This window comes from Limnohabitans sp. T6-5 (assembly GCF_003063315.1).
GTDB lineage: Bacteria > Pseudomonadota > Gammaproteobacteria > Burkholderiales > Burkholderiaceae_C > Limnohabitans_A.
Map to the genome: position 1 here is coordinate 318,320 of NZ_NERV01000004.1, position 18,824 is coordinate 337,143.

General features: G+C 62.8%; 1 protein-coding gene (cut by a window edge). It reads left to right on the top strand.

Going from position 1 to position 18,824, the window contains the following annotated elements; translation table 11 throughout:
- Window positions 1–17,976: the 3' portion of an Ig-like domain-containing protein gene (locus tag B9Z51_RS16855; RefSeq protein WP_146187795.1), read on the top strand. Its footprint begins 14,361 nt before the window's first position; only the last 17,976 of its 32,337 coding nucleotides appear in the window; the start codon falls outside the window, past its left edge; it ends in the stop codon at window positions 17,974–17,976.
- The last annotated feature ends 848 nt before the right edge of the window (window positions 17,977–18,824 follow it).

Sequence of the window (18,824 nt, forward strand, 5' to 3'; positions counted from 1 at the left end):
AACGTGTCCATCACCGCCAGCGACGCCGCTGGTAATGTGAGCAGCGCCCAGACCCTGGCTCTGCTGGTGGACAACAGCATCGCCACGCCCACGCTCAGCCTGGTGTGCGACAGCGGCGCAAGCGCCACCGACAAGATCAGCCGCGACGGCACGCTCAGCGTGAGCGTCGACAGTGGCAGCACGCTCGAATACAGCAGCAACGGCACCGCTTGGACGAGCACCTTTGCAGCCGTTGAAGGCACCAACACGGTGCAAGTGCGCGCCACCGACGCTGCGGGCAATGTGGCCGCCTCCGCGCCTTTGAGCTTCACCCTCGACACCCAAACGCCCGCCTTCACTGTGGCCTTGGTGTCGGACAGCGGCGCTTCTGGCGCTGACAGCATCAGCAAAGCCCCGGCGCTGGTGGTCACTGGCGCCGAAGCTGGCGCTGCGGTTGAATACAGCAGCAACGGCACCGTCTGGGCCAGCACCTATGCCGCCAGCGAAGGCGTCAACAGCGTCAAGGTCCGCGTGAGCGATGCCGCTGGCAACCAGCGCACGCAAGACTTCAGCTTCACGCTCGACAGCACGGCTCCCACAGCGCCTGTGCTTACCCTGGTCTGCGACAGCGGCAGCAACGCCACCGACAAACTCAGCGGCAAGGGCACCATCAACGTGGTCGCTGAAGCCGGTGCCACGCTCGAATTCAGCACCAACGGAACCACCTGGGCCAGCACCTTTGCAGCGGCTGAAGGCGCCAACACCGTCATGGCGCGCGTCACCGACGCGGCGGGCAACGTCAGCACCAGCAGCAGCAGCAGCCTGAGCTTCACGCTCGACAGCAGCGCCCCAGTTGCACCCACGGTGGGCCTGTTCTGCGACAGCGGCACAGCCACAGGCGCAGCCACCGACAAAGTCAGCAACAACGGCACCCTGAGCCTGACCAGCCCTGAAGCTGGGGGCCTCATCGAATACAGCACCAACGGCGTCCTCTGGGCGACCACCTTTGTGGCGGCTGAAGGCAACAACGCCGTCAAGATCCGCATCACCGACGCCGCTGGCAATGTGGGCGCCACAGCCGACTACAGCTTTACCCTGGACACCACCGCGCCTGGCGCACCGGTCGTCACCCTGACCTGCGACAGCGGCGCCAACGCCACCGACCTCATCAGCAGCAATGGCGCCCTCAGCGTCACGGCCGAGGCGGGCGCCACCTTGCAATACAGCACCGACGGCAGCAGCTGGGCCAGCACCTTTGCAGCGGCCGAGGGCAACAACACCATCAAAGTACGGGCCATCGATGCCGCAGGCAATGCAGGCGCCGCGAGCAGCCTGGGCTTCACGCTCGACAAAACCATCGCCGCGCCCACGCTCAGCCTGGTGTGCGACAGCGGCGCCAGCGCCACCGACGCCATCACCCGCAATGGCGCCATCAGCGTGAACGCCGAAGCCGGTACCACCCTCGAATACAGCACCAACGACACGTCTTGGGCCACGACCTTCGCCGCCGTCGAAGGCGCCAACACCGTCACCGTGCGCGCCACCGACGCGGCGGGCAATGTGGCCAGCTCTGCGCCCTTGAGCTTCAGCTTGAACACGCAAGTGGCCGCGTTCAGCGCCAAACTCGACGACGCCAGCAACAGCGGCAGCACCGCCGACTTGATCACCAACGACAGCACGCCCACGATCAGTGGCACCGGCACCGCAGGCAACACAATTCAGGTCACGATGCCCGGCACCGGGGAAGTGCTCAGCGCCACCGTGGCAGCCAACGGCAGCTGGAGCGTCACGCCCACCCTGGCCCTCAGCAGTGGCAACGTGTCCATCACCGCCAGCGACGCCGCAGGCAATGTGAGCAGCGCCCAAACCCTGGCACTGGTGGTGGACGGCAGCATCGCCACGCCCACACTCAGCCTGGTGTGCGACAGCGGCAGCAATGCCACCGACAAGATCAGCCGCGACGGCACGCTCAGCGTGAGCGCCGAAGCGGGCAGCGTGCTCGAATACAGCAGCAACGGCACAACTTGGACCACCACGTTTGCCGCCACCGAAGGCGCCAACACCGTGCAAGTGCGCGCCACCGACGCCGCAGGCAATGTGGCCACCTCCAGCGCGATGAGTTTCACGCTCGACACCACAGCAGCCACCCCCACGGTGAGCATGAGCCCCATCACGGGTGACGAGGCCCTGGGCCCAATGGATGCAGCCAGCACCCACACCACGCTGTCGGGCCAAAGCACGCTGACCCAGGCAGGCGACATCGTCACGCTGGGGCTGAACGGCCAAACCTACAGCGGCACCGTCGATGCTTTTGGCAACTACAGCATCGAAGTGCTCACCGCCGATTTGATCAGCGATGCCGACCACAGCGTGGATGTGCGCGTGAGCGGCATGGATGCCGCAGGCAACAGCGGCATGACCACAGTGGGCCACGCCTACAGCGTGGACACGACCGCCCCCACGGTGCAAAGCATCGTGCTGGACAAATCCGCCCTCAAGCAAGGCGAGACCGCAAAAGTCACCCTCACCTTCTCCGAAAAAGTCAGCACTTTTGACCTGGCCGACCTGAGCGCCGACAACGCCGTGCTCAGCAGCCTGGCCACCGCCGACGGCGGCCTCACCTGGACCGCCACCCTCACGCCGACTGCAGCCATCGAAGACACCACCAATGTGGTCAAGGTGCTGGCCACCTACACCGACCTGGCAGGCAACACCGGCGTGGCCGCGCAAAGCGCCAACTACAGCCTGGACACCCTGGCCCCCAGCTTCACCGTGCAACTGGACAACGCCAGCAACAGCGGCAGTCTGGACGACACCCTCACCAACGACGCGACCCCTACCCTGAGCGGCACCGGCAACCCCGGCGACACCCTCAGCGTGACTTTCCCCGGCAACCCTTCTGCCACCCCGCCCGTTGCCGGTGAAGTGGTGTCTGCCACCGTCGCCGCAGACGGCACCTGGCGCGCCACGGCCACCCAAGCCATCACCTCGGGCACCGTCAGCGTGATCGCCACCGACGCCGTGGGCAACACCAGCGCCGCCCAAACCCTGAGCCTGCAAATCGACACCAGCTTGCCCGGCAACCTCAGCCTGGCCCTGGTCTGCGACAGCGGCACCAGCAGCAGCGACAAGATCACCCGCACAGGCGATGTGACGGTCACCGGCCAGGACGCCGACACCACCGTGCAGTACAGCACCGATGGCAGCACCTGGGCCAGCACCTTTGCCGCCACCGAAGGCCTCAACACCCTGCAAGTGCGCCAGATGGACGCGGCAGGCAACGTCAGCGCCACCAGCTCTTTGGGCTTCACCCTGGACACCACGGCACCCGCGCCCACACTCAGCATCAACCCGATCACGGGCGACGATGCCGTGGGGCCGGTGGATGCAGCCAGCACCACCACCAAAATCAGTGGCACCAGCACCGGCGCACGCCCAGGCGATGTCATCACCCTGGTGCTCAACGGTGTGAGCTACACCGGCACCGTGGACGTGGTCGGCGAGTACAGCATCAACGTGGCCACGGCCGACCTGAGCGCCGACTCGGACTTCAAGCTCAGCGCCCAGGTGCTGGCCACCGATGCCGCTGGCAACAGCGCCAGCGCCTCTGCCGCGCGCAGCTACAGCGTGGACGCCACAGCCCCCACGGTGCAAAGCATCGTGCTGGACAAGAGCACCCTCAAACTGGGCGAGACCGCCAACGTGACCCTGACCTTCTCCGAGAAAGTCAGCGCCTTTGACCTGAGCGATCTGAGCGCCGACAACGGCGTGCTGAGCAACCTGGCCACCACCGATGGGGGCCTCACCTGGAGCGCCAAGCTCACGCCCACGGCTTCCATCGAAGACACGTCCAATGTGGTCAAGGTGCTGGCCACCTACACCGACCTGGCGGGCAACACCGGCTCCGCTGCGCAAAGCGCCAACTACGTGCTGGACACCTTGGCGCCAGCGGCCATCATCAAGCTGGCCAATGAAAACCTCAAAGCCGGGGACAGCACCACGCTCACCATCAGCTTCAACGAGCCGGTGCAAGGCTTTGGCAACAGCGACGTCACCGTGGCCAACGGCAGCTTGGGCACCCTGACGAGTGCCGATGGTGGCAAGACCTGGACGGCCACGTACACCCCCACGGCCAACATCACCTCGGTGACCAACGTCATCACCCTGGCGGCCAGCTACACCGATGTGCTGGGCAACGCAGGCGAGGCGGGCACCAGCGGCAATTACCAGATCGACACCCAACTGCCCAGCGCCACGCTGACCCTCAAAGACGCCAGCGGCGCTGCCGTCAGCAGCTTCACCGCAGGCCAAAGCGCCACGGTCACCCTCAGCTTCAGCGAAGCCGTCAAGGACTTCAGCAACGCCGATGTGACGGTGGACAGCGGCAGCCTCAGCCCCTTGTCCAGCAGCGATGGTGGCAAGACCTGGGTGGGCACCTTCACGGCCGCTGCCAATGTGGAAGACGCCACCAACACCCTGAGCGTGAACGCCGCAGGCTACAGCGACCTGGCAGGCAACGCCGGGGGCGTGGTCGCCAGCAGCAACTACGCCGTGGACACGCAAGGACCGACGGCCACGGTGGCCCTGAGCAAGAGCAACTTCCTGGCGACCGACACAGCGCAAGTCACCATCACCTTCAGCGAGAAAGTCACCGGCTTTGACAACAGCGATGTCACGGTGGACAACGGCACGCTGAGCACCCTGAGCAGCACCGACGGCGGCAAGACCTGGGTGGGCACCTTCACGCCCACACCCGGCGTGGCCGATGCCACCAACACCGTGGCCCTGACCAACAGCTACACCGATGTGGCGGGCAACCAGGGCGCCAGCGCGCAGAGCGCCAACTACGTCATCGACCAAAAGGCCCCCACGGCCAGCATCGCGCTCAGCGACAGCTCGCTGAAAGCGGGCGAGACGGCCACCGTCACGATCACCTTCAGCGAAAAAGTGCAGGGCTTCAGCCTGGCCGATGTGACGGCGCCCAACGGCAGCCTGGGCGAGTTCACCCCCAGCACGGACGGTTTGACTTGGACGGCGACCTTCACACCGGCCAGCGACACCGATGCAGCCAGCAACACGCTCGCGCTGGCCAACACCTACACCGATGAGGCTGGCAATGCCGGTCAAGTGGCCACCGCCGCGTATGCGGTCAGCACCAAGGGACCGAGTTTCACACTGCAACTGGATGCGGCCAGCAACAGTGGCAGCACGGCAGACCTGATCACCAACGACGCGACACCCACGATCAGCGGCACGGGCACAGCCGGTCACACAATTCGCGTGACCCTGCCCGGCACAGGCGAGGTGCTGAGCACCACCGTGGCCGCCAACGGCAGCTGGAGCATCACCCCCACGCTGGCCATCAGCAGTGGCAGCGTGAGTGTCATGGCGACCGATGTGTCTGGCAACAGCAGCCCGGCCAAAACGCTGGGCCTGGTGATCGACACGAGCATGGGCCAGGCCAGTGTGGCCCTGGTCTGCGACAGCGGCATCAGTGCCGCTGACAAGATCACGAACAACGGCACGCTCAGCGTGAGCGCCGATGCGGGCAGCACGCTCGAATACAGCACCAACGGCAGCACCTGGGCCACGACCTTTGTGGCCGCAGAAGGCGCCAACACGGTCACCTTGCGCGCCACCGACGCCGCAGGCAATGTGGCCGTGTCCACGCCGCTGAGCTTCACCCTGGACAGCCAGACGGCGTCATTCCAGGTGGCCTTGCAATGCGACAGCGGCACCAGCAGCAGCGACCAAGTCAGCCTGGATGCCAGCTTGACACTCTCGGGGGCCGAGGCTGGTGCCGTGGTCGACTACAGCACCGATGGCAGCGTTTGGCGCAGCACGTATGCGGCCACCGAAGGGCTCAACAGTGTGCAGGTGCGCGTCACGGATGCCGCAGGCAATCAGCGCGCACAAAGTTTCAACTTCACCTTCGACAACACCGCGCCCACCACGCCCCTCATCAGCCTGGTGCAGGACACGGGCACCAGCAGCACCGATGGCAAAACCCAGATCGGGGTGATCAACACCACGGCTGAAGCGGGTGCCACCTTGCAATACAGCACCAACGGCAGCACCTGGGCCACCACCTTCAATGCGACCGAAGGCGCCAACAACGTCTTTGCGCGGGTGACCGACAAGGCCGGAAATGTCAGCAGCACGGGCAGCTTGAGCTTTACCCTGGACAACACCGCCCCCACGGCGCCAGGGGTGGCTTTGCTGTGCGACAGCGGCAGCAGCGCCACCGACAAAGTCAGCCACACCGGCACATTGAGTGTCAACACTGCCGAGGCAGGTGGGGTCGTTGAATACAGCAGCAATGGCAGCACCTGGATGACGAGCTTCACAGCGGCCGAAGGTTTGAACCTGGTCAAGGTGCGCGTGAGCGACGCCGCAGGCAATGTGAGTGCAGCGACCGAGACCAGTTTCACGCTCGACACCAGCGCCCCAATGGCGCCTGGCATGGTCTTGGTGTGCGACAGCGGCACCAGCTCGGGCGACCTCATCACCCGCGATGGCAGCTTGAGTCTGTCCACGCTGGAGTCGGGGGCCAGTTTTCAGTACAGCACCAATGGCACCTTGTGGGCCAATACCTGGGCAGCCATCGAAGGCAGTCAAACCGTGCAGGCACGGGTGGTGGATGCGGCGGGCAACGTCAGCACCGCCAGCTCGCTGACATTCACCTTGGACAAAACCCTCTCCAAGCCCTTGGTGGCCTTGGTGTGTGACACCGGCACGCCAATTGATCTGATCACCACCAATGGCGCCCTCACCTTGAACGGTGTGGACGCGGACGCCAGCGTGCTCTACAGCCGTGATGCGATCACCTGGGGCACCACGTTTGCGGCGGTGGAAGGCAGCAACGGCGTGTTTGTGCAGGTCAGAGATGCGGCCGGTAACGTGGCCACCTCCGATGAATTGGTCTTCACGCTGAACACACAGGCAGGCACTTTCACGGCGCGCCTGGACAATGCCAGCAACAGCGGCAGCTTGAAAGACACGCTCACCAACGACGACACCCCCACCATCAGCGGCTCCGGGGAAATTGGCGCCACGGTGCAGGTGACCTTGCCAGCACCCGTGGATGGCGGCGCCCCCGAAGTGCTGCAAGCGACGGTGGACATCAACGGTATGTGGTCAGTGACTGCGGCCAAAGCGGTGACCTCGGGCGAAGTCAGCGTGTTTTACACGCGCCCCAACAGCGGCGCCAACAGCTCGGCGACCTTCAACCTGTTCATCGACAAGAACGTCAGCACTCTCACCCCCAGCCTGACGTGTGACAGCGGCGCCAGCGGCAGTGACAAGGTGTCCAGCCAGGGCACACTGGTGGTCAGCGGCGTGGACGCTGACGCCAGCGTGCAATACAGCACCGATGGCAACACTTGGGGCACCACCTTTGTGGCCACCGAGGGCCTCAACAGCGTGCGCGTGCGTCAGACCGATGGCGCAGGCAACGTGAGCGCCATGAGCACACTCAATTTCACACTGGACACCACGGCGCCCGCGCCCACGCTGAGCGTCAACCCGATCACCGGCGACGATGCGGTCGGCCCGGCCGATGCAGCCAATGCCACCAGCAAGATCAGCGGCGCCACGACCAACGCTCGTCAGGGTGACTTGATCCAGGTGGTGCTCAATGGTGTGAACTACAGCACCACGGTAGACACCGTGGGCCAATACAGTCTGGATGTGGTCACCACCGACCTGACGGCAGACCCGGATGCCACCGTGGCCTTGAAGCTGGTGGCCTCGGATTTGGCGGGCAACACCGCCACCGTGCAAGCCAGCCGCAGCTACAGCGTGGACACGGCAGTGCCCACCGTGCAAAGCATCGTGCTGGACAAGAGCAGCCTCAAGGTGGGCGAGACGGCCAGCCTGTCCATCAGCTTCAGCGAAAAAGTCACGAGCTTCGACCTGAGCGACCTGAGCGCCGACAACGCCGTCCTCAGCGGCCTGAGCACCAGCGATGGCGGAAAGACCTGGACCGCCACCCTCACCCCGACCGCCCGCATCGAAGACACGAGCAATGTGGTGCGCCTGTTGGCCACCTACACCGATGTGGCGGGCAACACGGGCACCGCCGCGCAAACCGGCAACTACCAGCTCGACACACTGGCCCCGACAACGACCATTCAGCTGGCCAATGAAAACCTCAAGGCCGGTGACAGCACACTGGTGACCATCACCTTCAATGAGGCGGTGCAAAGCTTTGGCAACGACGATGTGCAAGTGGCCCATGGCAGCCTGGGCACCTTGACCAGCGCCGATGGCGGCAAGACCTGGACGGCGACCTACACGCCCGACATCCATGTCGAATCCACCACCAATGTCATCACTCTGGCCAGCAGCTACAACGATGCATCGGGCAATACCGGCACAGCCGGGGCCAGTGGCAACTACCAGATCGACACGCAGGCCGCCAACGCCACCATCACCCTCAAAGACAGCATGGGCGCCGCCGTCAGCAGTTTCACGGCGGGACAAAACGCGACGGTCACCATCAGCTTCAGCGAAGCGGTCAAGGACTTCAGCAACGCCGATGTCACCGCGCCAGGCGGTGACTTGAGCCCCTTGTCCAGCAGCGACGGAGGCAAGACCTGGGTGGGCATGTTCACGGCCACCAGCGGCATCGAACGCGCCACCAACACCCTGAGCGTCAATGGGGGCGCCTACACCGACATGGCCGGCAATGCGGGCGGCGTGGCCGCCAGCGCCAATTACGCGGTGGACACGCAAGGCCCGACAGCCACCATCGTGATGAACAAAACCCGCTTGCTGGCGGGCGACACAGCGCAAGTGACCATCAGCTTCAGCGAAAAGGTCACGGGCTTTGACAACAGCGATGTCACCGTGGAAAACGGCACGCTGGGCCCACTGTCCAGTACCGACGGCGGCAAGACCTGGGTGGCCACGTTCACCCCCACGCCCGGCACAGCCGATGCGAGCAACGTGATCAGCCTGTCCAACAGCTACGCCGACCAACTGGGCAACCAGGGTACCGGTGCGCAAAGTGGCAATTACCAGATCGACCTGAAAGCGCCCACGGCCAGCATCGCCCTGAGCGACAGCGCCTTGAAGGCCGGTGAAACGGCCACCGTGAGCATCACCTTCAGTGAAAAGGTGCTGGACTTCAGCAAAACCGATGTCACTGCACCCAATGGCAGCCTGACCGAGTTCGTGGCCAGCGCCGACGGCCTGACCTGGACCGCCACCTTCACGCCGCAGGCCAACACCACGGCAGCCAGCAACCTGATCAGCCTGGCTGGCAGCTACACCGACGAGTCGGGCAACAGCGGCACGGGCGCTTCGACCAGCTATGCCATCGACACCCAAGCACCCGTGTTCACCGTGCGCCTGGATGACAGCAGCAACACCGGCAACCTGAGCGACAACCTGACCAACGACGACACGCCCACCGTGAGCGGCAACGGCACAGCGGGCGACACCATCCAGGTCAGCTTCCCCGGCACGGGCGAGTTCATGTCCACCACCGTGGGTGCCAACGGCACCTGGTCGGTCACGCCCACGCAAAGCATTGCCAGCGGCAACGTCACCGTGGTGGCCATCGACAGCGCAGGCAACACCAGCCCCGCAACAACGCTGACACTGGTCATCGACAAAAGCATCACCGCCCCGACCATCGCCATGAGTTGCGACACGGGCAGCAGCGGCAGCGACAAGGTCAGCAGCATCGGCACACTCAGTGTCAGCGCCGAAAGCGGCACCTTGCTGGAATACAGCACCGACAGCGGGCAAACCTGGTTCACCACTTTCACTGCGGGCGAGGGGGCCAACACCGTCACGGTACGAGCCACCGATGGGGCGGGCAATGTGGCCACATCGAACACCTTGAATTTCACGCTCGACACCCAAATGTCAGCCTTCAGCGTGGCACTGGTGTGTGACAGCGGCGCCAGCACTGCAGACCAAATAAGCCGGGATGGGCGCTTGAGCCTCAGTGGCATTGAAAGCGGTGCCACCGTGGAGTTCAGCACCAACTATGGCACTGCGGGTGCCAGCTGGAGCAACACCTTCAGCGCGGTCGAGGGCAACAACAGCATCAAGATCCGCGTGACCGATGCTGCGGGCAATCAGCGCCTGCAGGATTACGGCTTCACTTTTGACAGCACCAACCCGACAGCGCCCGCAGTGGCCCTGGCCAATGACACGGGCGCCAGCAGCAACGACCGGACCACGCACGAAAGCGTGATCAACGTCAGTGCCGAGGCGGGTGGCTTGCTGGAATACAGCACCAACGGCAACGTGTGGGGCACCACGTTTGCGTCGACTGAAGGCGTCAACAGCGTGTTTGCGCGCGTGACCGACAAGGCGGGTAACGTCAGCCCGGCGGGCAGCCTGACCTTCACCCTCGACACCATTGCCCCCGTGGCCCCCACGGTCAGCCTGGTGTGCGACAGCGGCACCAGTGGCACCGACCGCTTGACGGCCAACCCGGGCTTCATGGTCAGCAGCGCCGAAATCAGCGGCGTGGTTGAGTACAGCACCAACGGCAGCAGCTGGAGCACCAGCTTCACCGCCACCGAAGGCAGCAACAGCATCAAGGTGCGTGTCACCGACACGGCGGGCAACATTGGTGCGGCGACCGATTTCAGCTTCACCCTCGACAGCACCGGGCCCGACACATCGGCGCTGGCCCTGGTGTGTGACACCGGCAGCAATGGCACGGACAAGATCACCAGCAATGCGGCACTGAGCATCAGCACCATCGAAACCGGTTTGGTCTTGCAATACAGCACCAATGGTACGCAATGGGGCACCACCTTTGCGGCCGGTGAAGGCAGCAACACGGTGTACACGCGCGCAGTGGATGCCGCAGGCAATGCGGGAACACCCAGCAGCCTGACGTTCACACTGGACACCCAACTGAACAAACCCAGTCTGGCCTTGTCGTGTGACACGGGCAGTCAGGGCGACAACATCAGCTCGCAAGCCACCATCCAGGCCTTCAACGTGGATGCGGATGCCCGCATTGAATACAGCACCAATGGCACGTTGTGGAATGCCACGTTTGCAGCCATCCAGGGTGCCAACACGGTGATGGCCCGCGTGACCGACACAGCAGGCAATGTCAGCGTATCCGAACCCTTGGCCTTCATCTTTGACACCGTGGCCCCGTCCCCCAGCATTGCCTTGAGCTGTGATTCGGGCGCCAGTGCCAGCGACTTTTATACCCGCGACAAGAGCATCACAACCACCGGCGTCTTGACGACCGACGTGGTCAGCTATTCCAACGACGGCGGCAGCACCTGGAGCAACACCTTTTTTGCGGTGGATGGCCTCAACAAGGTCACCATCCGCGTGGTCGATGGCGCAGGCAATGTGGGGACCAGCAACACCTTGCAGTTCACGCTGGACACGCAGCTGCTGGAAACACCCGTCAGCTTGACCTGCGACAGCGGCAGCTCCAGCACCGACCACATCACCAGCCTGGCGGACATCATTGTCGGCAGTGCAGAAAGTGGCGCCACCCTCAGTTACCGCGTGAGCCTGGCCGACAAAACACTGGTGCGCGATTGGGCCAGTTCGTATTTGCCACCCAGCAGCAATGGCGACTATGCGGTGGAAGTGCGCACCACCGACAAGGCGGGCAATGTCAGCGTGAGCGAGCTGGATTTCACCCTCATCAACACGCCACCCGCAGTGGGCACCCTCAGCCTGGTGACCGACAGTGGGCGCAGCGCCAGCTACACCGCCGACCGCATTTCCAATGTGGGCCAAGTGCGCTCCAGCGTTACGTACGGCATGGGTTACACGGTGCTCTACCAGTACAGCACCGACGCAGGAAATACGTGGAGCGTTTTGAAGCCCACCTTCTCGCCCGTGATGGACGGCAATTACCAAGTGCGCCAGGTCGTCTCCGACGCATTGGGCAACACCGCTACCACAGCGCCGCTGGTCTTCACGCTGGACACCACCGCCCCGGCTGCGCCAAGTGTTGCGCTGGTCTGCGATGCAGGCACATCGGGCGACTACTTGACCAACGATGGCCGCATTGCGGTGACAGGCACAGAAAACCTGGCCCTGGTGCAGTACAGCACCGATTCGGGCAACACCTGGACCTCCACCTTTGCGGCCCGCGATGGTACCAACGACGTGTGGGTTCGTCAGATGGACTTCACCGGCAACAGCAGTGCCGTCAGCGCATTGAGTTTCACACTCGACACCTCGTGTGTGCTGCCCACGCTGAACCTCTTTTGCGACTCGGGCAGCAGCGCCAGCGACAGTTTGACCAACGATGTGCGTGTGTTTGTGGACAACCTCGAAACCGGGGGAACGGTCGAATACAACCTGGACAACGCCGGCTGGGTCAGCAGCTACACCGCCCCCACTGTGGATGGGGTGTACAACCTCAAGATCAGGGCACGCGACAGCTTTGGCAACATCAGTTCGGTGGCCTCGCGCACCTTCACGCTGGACACCACTGCACCCACGGTATCCAACATCTACAGCACCTCCATTCAGTACACCTCGGGCGCCACCCTGGGCAACACCATCGACATCCTGATGGATTTGAATGAGCCCGTGCAAGCGGGCTCCTATGTGGTGGTCAACCTCAACACGGGCGCACAGGTCACCCTGACCGCCCAAGCCAGTGGCACGCAATTGAGCGGCAGCTACGTGGTGGGCGCCGGTGAATCGACCACCGACTTGACGGTAGACACCTTCCTAAACGTGAACTTGACCGATCTGGCAGGCAACAGCACCAGCGATGCACAGGTGCCCATCGGCAGCAATCTGGGGGACAACAACGCCATCACCATTCGTTGGGCCTTGAACGGCACCGATGGCGATGACCTGATCAGCGGCATCAGCCGAGGGGTAGGCATCGACGACGACATTTTCGGAAAACTGGGCAACGACACCATCAGCTATGACGGCGTCACCACTGCCGTCAACGTGAATCTGAACACCGGTCTGGCCACGGGCGCGGATGCCGCCGTGGTGAGCGACAAGGTCGATGGCTTTGAAAACATCATCACAGGCTCAGGTGCAGACACACTGGTGGGCACCGCAGGGGCCAACGTGTTTGACGGCGGCGCTGGCGCGGACTCGATGATTTTGGGAGACGGCAGTGACACGGTCATCAACGGTGCAGGCGCCGACACGATTGACGGCGGCGATGGCGTGGATTGGATCGACTTCAGCCAGGGCAACACCACAGTGGGCGTGTCAGGCACCTTGAACGGCGCCACGGCAGCCAACATCACCGATGGCACAGGCGCCACCGATGTGATCAGTAACATGGAAAACGTCGTCGGCACATCATTTGCTGACACCCTGACGGGTGACCTCAATGCCAACATCTTGATCGGTGGCGATGGCAACGACAGCTTCAATGGCGGGGCTGGCAATGACAACTTGCAAGGCGACGACGGCGACGACACCCTCACGGGTGGCGTGGGCGATGACACTCTCTACGGAGGGGCGGGCAGTGACCGCATGGACGGCACGGCAGGCGGACAGGATTGGGTCGATTACAGTCGCGATGCAGGTGCGGTGCAGATCAACTTGTCGGCCACAGTCGCGACAGACTTCAGCGGCGGCACAGACACGATCACCAACATCCCCAACGTGCTGGGCACCAGCTACAACGACGTGATGCAGGGCGATGCAGGCGCCAACATTTTGTCGGCCGGCGATGGCGCGGACTCCTTGTATGGCTTTGGCGGCAACGACACCTTGATCGCGGGTCTGGGTGATGACACCTTGCTCGGTTTTGGTGGCGCCAACATGCAAGGCGGGGAGGGTCTGGACTGGGCCAGTTATGGCCACATCACCGTCGCCAGCGGCGTACAGATTGATTTGAGTTTGGGACGAGCCACCTTGGCCAACGGGGTCGATACCCTCAGCGCCATCGAAAACCTGTACGGCTCCACATTCAGTGACCGTTTGGGCGGTGACGCCAATGCCAACAACATCATTGGCGGTGGCGGCAACGACACCTTGCTGGCCGGTGGCGGCAACGACACGATTTTCATGATTGGTCAAGACAGCACGGCCTTGGTGGATGCGGGCACGGGTGACGACGTGCTCTCGGTCAGCGGCCAAGGCATTTTGCTGGCAGGCGATGGCAATGATCTGATCACCTTGCTCGATATTGGCACCGATTTCTCGGGCACCACGATTCAAGGCGGCGGTGGCACGGACACACTGAGTCTGTCGTCGGCTTACGGCACGCTGTTTGACCTGTCTCAGGCCAGTACGGTGGCCGGGGCGGCACGCGAGTTGGGCGCCATCAGCAGCATTGAAGTCATTGACATGGGCAGCGGCCTGAACCAGCTGATCATGGGCAGTGACTCGCTGAACATTGACGCCATCACCGGCATGGTCGGACAAGCGTCCTTCCTGCGCGTGGACGGCACCAATGGCAAGGCTTATTTGCCTGACGGCTTTGGTGGCATTGACGAAAACAAAGACGGCCTGGCCGACACCACGGTCATTGGCGGCAACACCTATCGCCTCTACAGCAACAGCGTGGTGGGCGGCAACGACACACTGGCCATGCAGCAAGGCATCAGCGTCATCTACACCACCGTGCTCACCGAAGCGACCGACCCTTTGTGGACCGGCACCGACGAAGCGGACCGTGTCAATGGCCGCGCTGGCAATGAAACGCTGAACAGCGCCAAAGGCGATGACACCTTGATCGGTGGCTCGGGCAACGACTCGTTGAACGGTGGCGCCGGCATCGACTGGGCCGAATACACCGCCAATGCGGGCGACCCCACCACAGGCGTGACAGTGAACCTGCTGGTGGGCACCACCAGCGGCGCGGCAGGCAGTGACACGCTTGTGAACATTGAAAACGTGCTGGGCAGTGCGGGCGCAGACAGTCTGGCGGGCAACGCCACGGCCAACTGGCTCATGGGCGCTGCGGGCAACGACACCTTGTTTGGCGATGCGGGCGATGACACCCTGACAGGTGGCAGTGGTGCCGATTCGATCTCGGGCGGTGCAGGCAACGATTGGGCAGACTACAGCAGCAGTTCGGCGGGGATCAACGTGACCCTGAGCACCACCATCGGCGCCAATACCACCGTGAACGCGGGCATCAATGGTCCGGACACGCTCAACGGCATTGAGAACATTGCAGGCGGTTCGGGCTCAGACACCATTTTTGGTGACTCGGTCAGCAACATCTTGTGGGGCAATGCTGGCAACGATATTTTGAATGCCGTCAACGGCAACGACACCTTGATCGGCGGGTCGGGCAACGACGCCATGAACGGGGGGGCGGGCGCAGTGCTCTTCTATCTGGAAAGCGGCAATGACACCTACAACGGTGGTGACACTGTCGCCGCCACCAACGACACGCTGGACATGAGTGCCTACAACGGACAGGTCAACGCCATTGGCCGTTCGGGCACCACCACGGTGGACTTCACTTTGGTCACCGATGCCTTCAATGGCACGGACTTCGTGACCCAGATGGATGTGCTCAAGTTCGGCAATGGCAACGTGGTCTACAACCCGTTCTCCAACTACCCGACCACCAGCGTGGGCAACAGCTTGAACTGGGCCGAAACCGTGATCACGGGCAATGGCAACGACAGCATCTGGACAGGTTTGGGGTCTGACTCTGTCTTTGCAGGGGCCGGCAACGACACCGTGAACCCGGGTGGCCTGGGCAACAACAGCAACAACCAGGACCGCGACACCATCGATGGCGGCGAGGGGAACGACTGGATTTCTTACTTCGGATCGACCGAATCGGTGGCGGTCAGCCTCAATGGCGCATCGGCCACCTTCCAGGCGGTGACTGTGGGCGCACAAACCAACTACAACACCGACTACATCCGGGGGTTTGAGAACATCCTGAGCGGCTCTGGCGCGGACACCGTGTGGGGCACGCTGGCCAACGAACGGTTCATGACGGGTGCGGGCGCTGACTATGTCTACGCAGGCAATGGCGACAACTGGATTGATTCAGGTGCAGACACGGGCAGTGACAAGATTTTTGCAGGTCTTGGCAACGACACGATTTACGCGGGACAGGGCACAGACCTGGTCAGCATCACGGGCGGCAACAACTGGGTCAGCCTGACCAGTGCGGGCTTTGGCGACACGGTGGTGACCGGCGCAGGCGATGACACCATTTACGGCAGCTACGGTGTCAGCGGCAGCTACAACAACGACACGACGCCTTCTTATCGAAGTGGCTATGTCAATGCCGGTGATGGCAACAACGTGGTGGTCACCGGACAGCTGAATATCTACAGCGCCGACAAAGTGATCACTGGCGCGGGCAACGACTACATTGATGCGGGCAAGAGCGATTCGGCAGACGACACCGTGACGTCAGGTGCGGGCAATGACACCGTCTATCTGGGCGGCTCTTATAACGCGACACAGCAAGCCGATTTGGGCGACGGCAACGACATCGTGTATGCCTTGGCTGGTGCGGACTCTCTGGTGGCCGGTGCGGGCAACGACACGGTCGATGCGGGCAATGGCGCCAACACCATTTCGGGTGGCGCAGGCAATGACTCGATCAGCGCGGGCACTGGTGCAGACAAGGTCGATGCAGGCGCCGACAACGACTGGGTGAGCGTGGGCGACGGCGCCAACACCGTGGTGGGCGGTACGGGCAATGACACCATCATCACAGGCGTCGGCAACGACTACATCGATGCGGGCACCGACAACGACTGGATCAATGCAGGCGGTGGCACCAACAGCGTGACCGGAAATGACGGCAACGACTACATATTGGTCAACAGTGCCAGCACCAACAGCACCTTGTGGGGTGGTTTGGGCAATGACACCATCAGCTCATCGGGCAGCAACAACTCCATGGTGGGCGGCGATGGGGACGACCGCATCACGCAAATTGGCCTGTACGCAGGCTCCATCCACGGCGGGGCAGGCAACGACATCATCGTCAGCACCGGCTCAACGGGGGTAGAAACGGTCTGGGGTGGTTATGGCGATGACTTCATTGACCTGCGCAATGGCGGCACGACCAATGGCGACAAAGTCTGGGGTGATGACACCATCAACGACACCATCCCGGGCAACGACACCATTTACATGTCGGATGCGGCCAGCACGGTGTCTGCAGGCGCAGGCAGCGACTGGGTGCTGGATGGAGCAGGCAGCGACTCTATGCTGCTTGGAACAGGCAACGACACGGCCTATGGCGCGGGTGGCAACGACACCATGGACGGCGGTACAGGCGCTGACTGGATGGATGGCGGAAGCGGCAACGACTCCATGCAAGGCGGCAGCACCGATGATGGCCTGGACACCCTGTACGGCGGTGCAGGCAACGACTACATCAGTGGCGGGGCTGGCGGCGACTGGATGGACGGTGGCGCAGGCGACGACACCCTCATCGGCGGCGAAGGCACAGTCGGATCGGTGGTCGGCAATGACACCATCATCATCGGCGCAGGCGCCAATATTGCACGCGGTGAATTGGGCAGCGATGTATTCGTTTACGACAACAACTGGATGAATGACACCAGTGCAGACACCATTGACGGCGGCGCAGGGGTAGACATCATCAAGTTTGATGGTTCTGGGCTCGCCTTGGATTTGACCCTGACCGGCACCAACAACTGGGTCAGCATCGAGCGCATTGACCTGACAGGCAGCGGCAACAACACCTTGCGGCTGGCTCGTGAAGACATTGTGGAGCTCAGCGATGTCACCGACGTCACCAATGCCAACCTGAATTCACGGGCGCGGTTGGTGATTGACGGTAACGCCGGGGATGCGCTGGACATGAGCGTGCTCAATGCCACAACCACCAAGCTGACCAGCGGCTCCATGAGCTTTGACTTCAACGGCAACGGCGTTCTCGATGCCAATGAAACCACCACCGTCAATGCCAACGGATTGATCACCATGGACTCGTTGCTCAACGGGCAGCAAACCTATGCCGTCTACAACGTCTCGAACACGGTGGCCAGCACCACGACCAACTATGGTCTGCTGCTCATCGACACCGACATTTTGTTGACAGGGATATAGCCGCCCCTGCACAGGTATCGGGTTCTTCGACCACCGACCTGCGAAACTGCCCTCGCAGGTCGTCACTCGCAGAGTCCGGCGCTTGCCCGTTCAACACTGCCGCTTGATGCAGGCACGACTGGTGAACATGCCCTTGTCGGGGTCTTCGACCACCGACCTACAAACTCGCAGTGCCTCGTAGGTCGGCACTCGCAGAGTCCGACTTTTGCCCGTTCAACAACGCCGCTTGATGTAAACATGTCCGGTGAACATGCCCTTGTCGGGGTCTTCGACCACCGACCTACAAACTCGCAGTGCCTCGTAGGTCGGCACTCGCAGAGTCCGACTTTTGCCCGTTCAACAACGCCGCTTGATGCAAACATGTCCGGTGAACATGCCCTTGTCGGGGTCTTCGACCACCGACCTACAAACTCGCAGTGCCTCGTAGGTCGGCACTCGCAGAGTCCGACATTTGCCCGTTCAACAACGCCGCTTGATGCAAACATGTCCGGTGAACATGCCCTTGTCGGGGTCTTCGACCACCGACCTACAAACTCGCAGTGCCTCGTAGGTCGGCACTCGCAGAGTCCGACATTTGCCCGTTCAACGCTGCCGTTTGATGCAGGCATGACTCGTGAACATGCCCTTGTCGGGGTCTTCGACCACCGACCTACAAACTCGCAGTGCCTCGTAGGTCGGCACTCGCAGAGTCCGACGCTTGCCCGTTCAACACTGCCGTTTGATGCGGGCATGACCGGTGAACATGCCCTTGTCGGGGTCTTCGACCACCGACCTACTATTGATCCGGCCCGATGAAGTTTGCATGAACGCTTTTTTGTGGGAGCAGCGCCCTCGCCGCGATTGAGCCT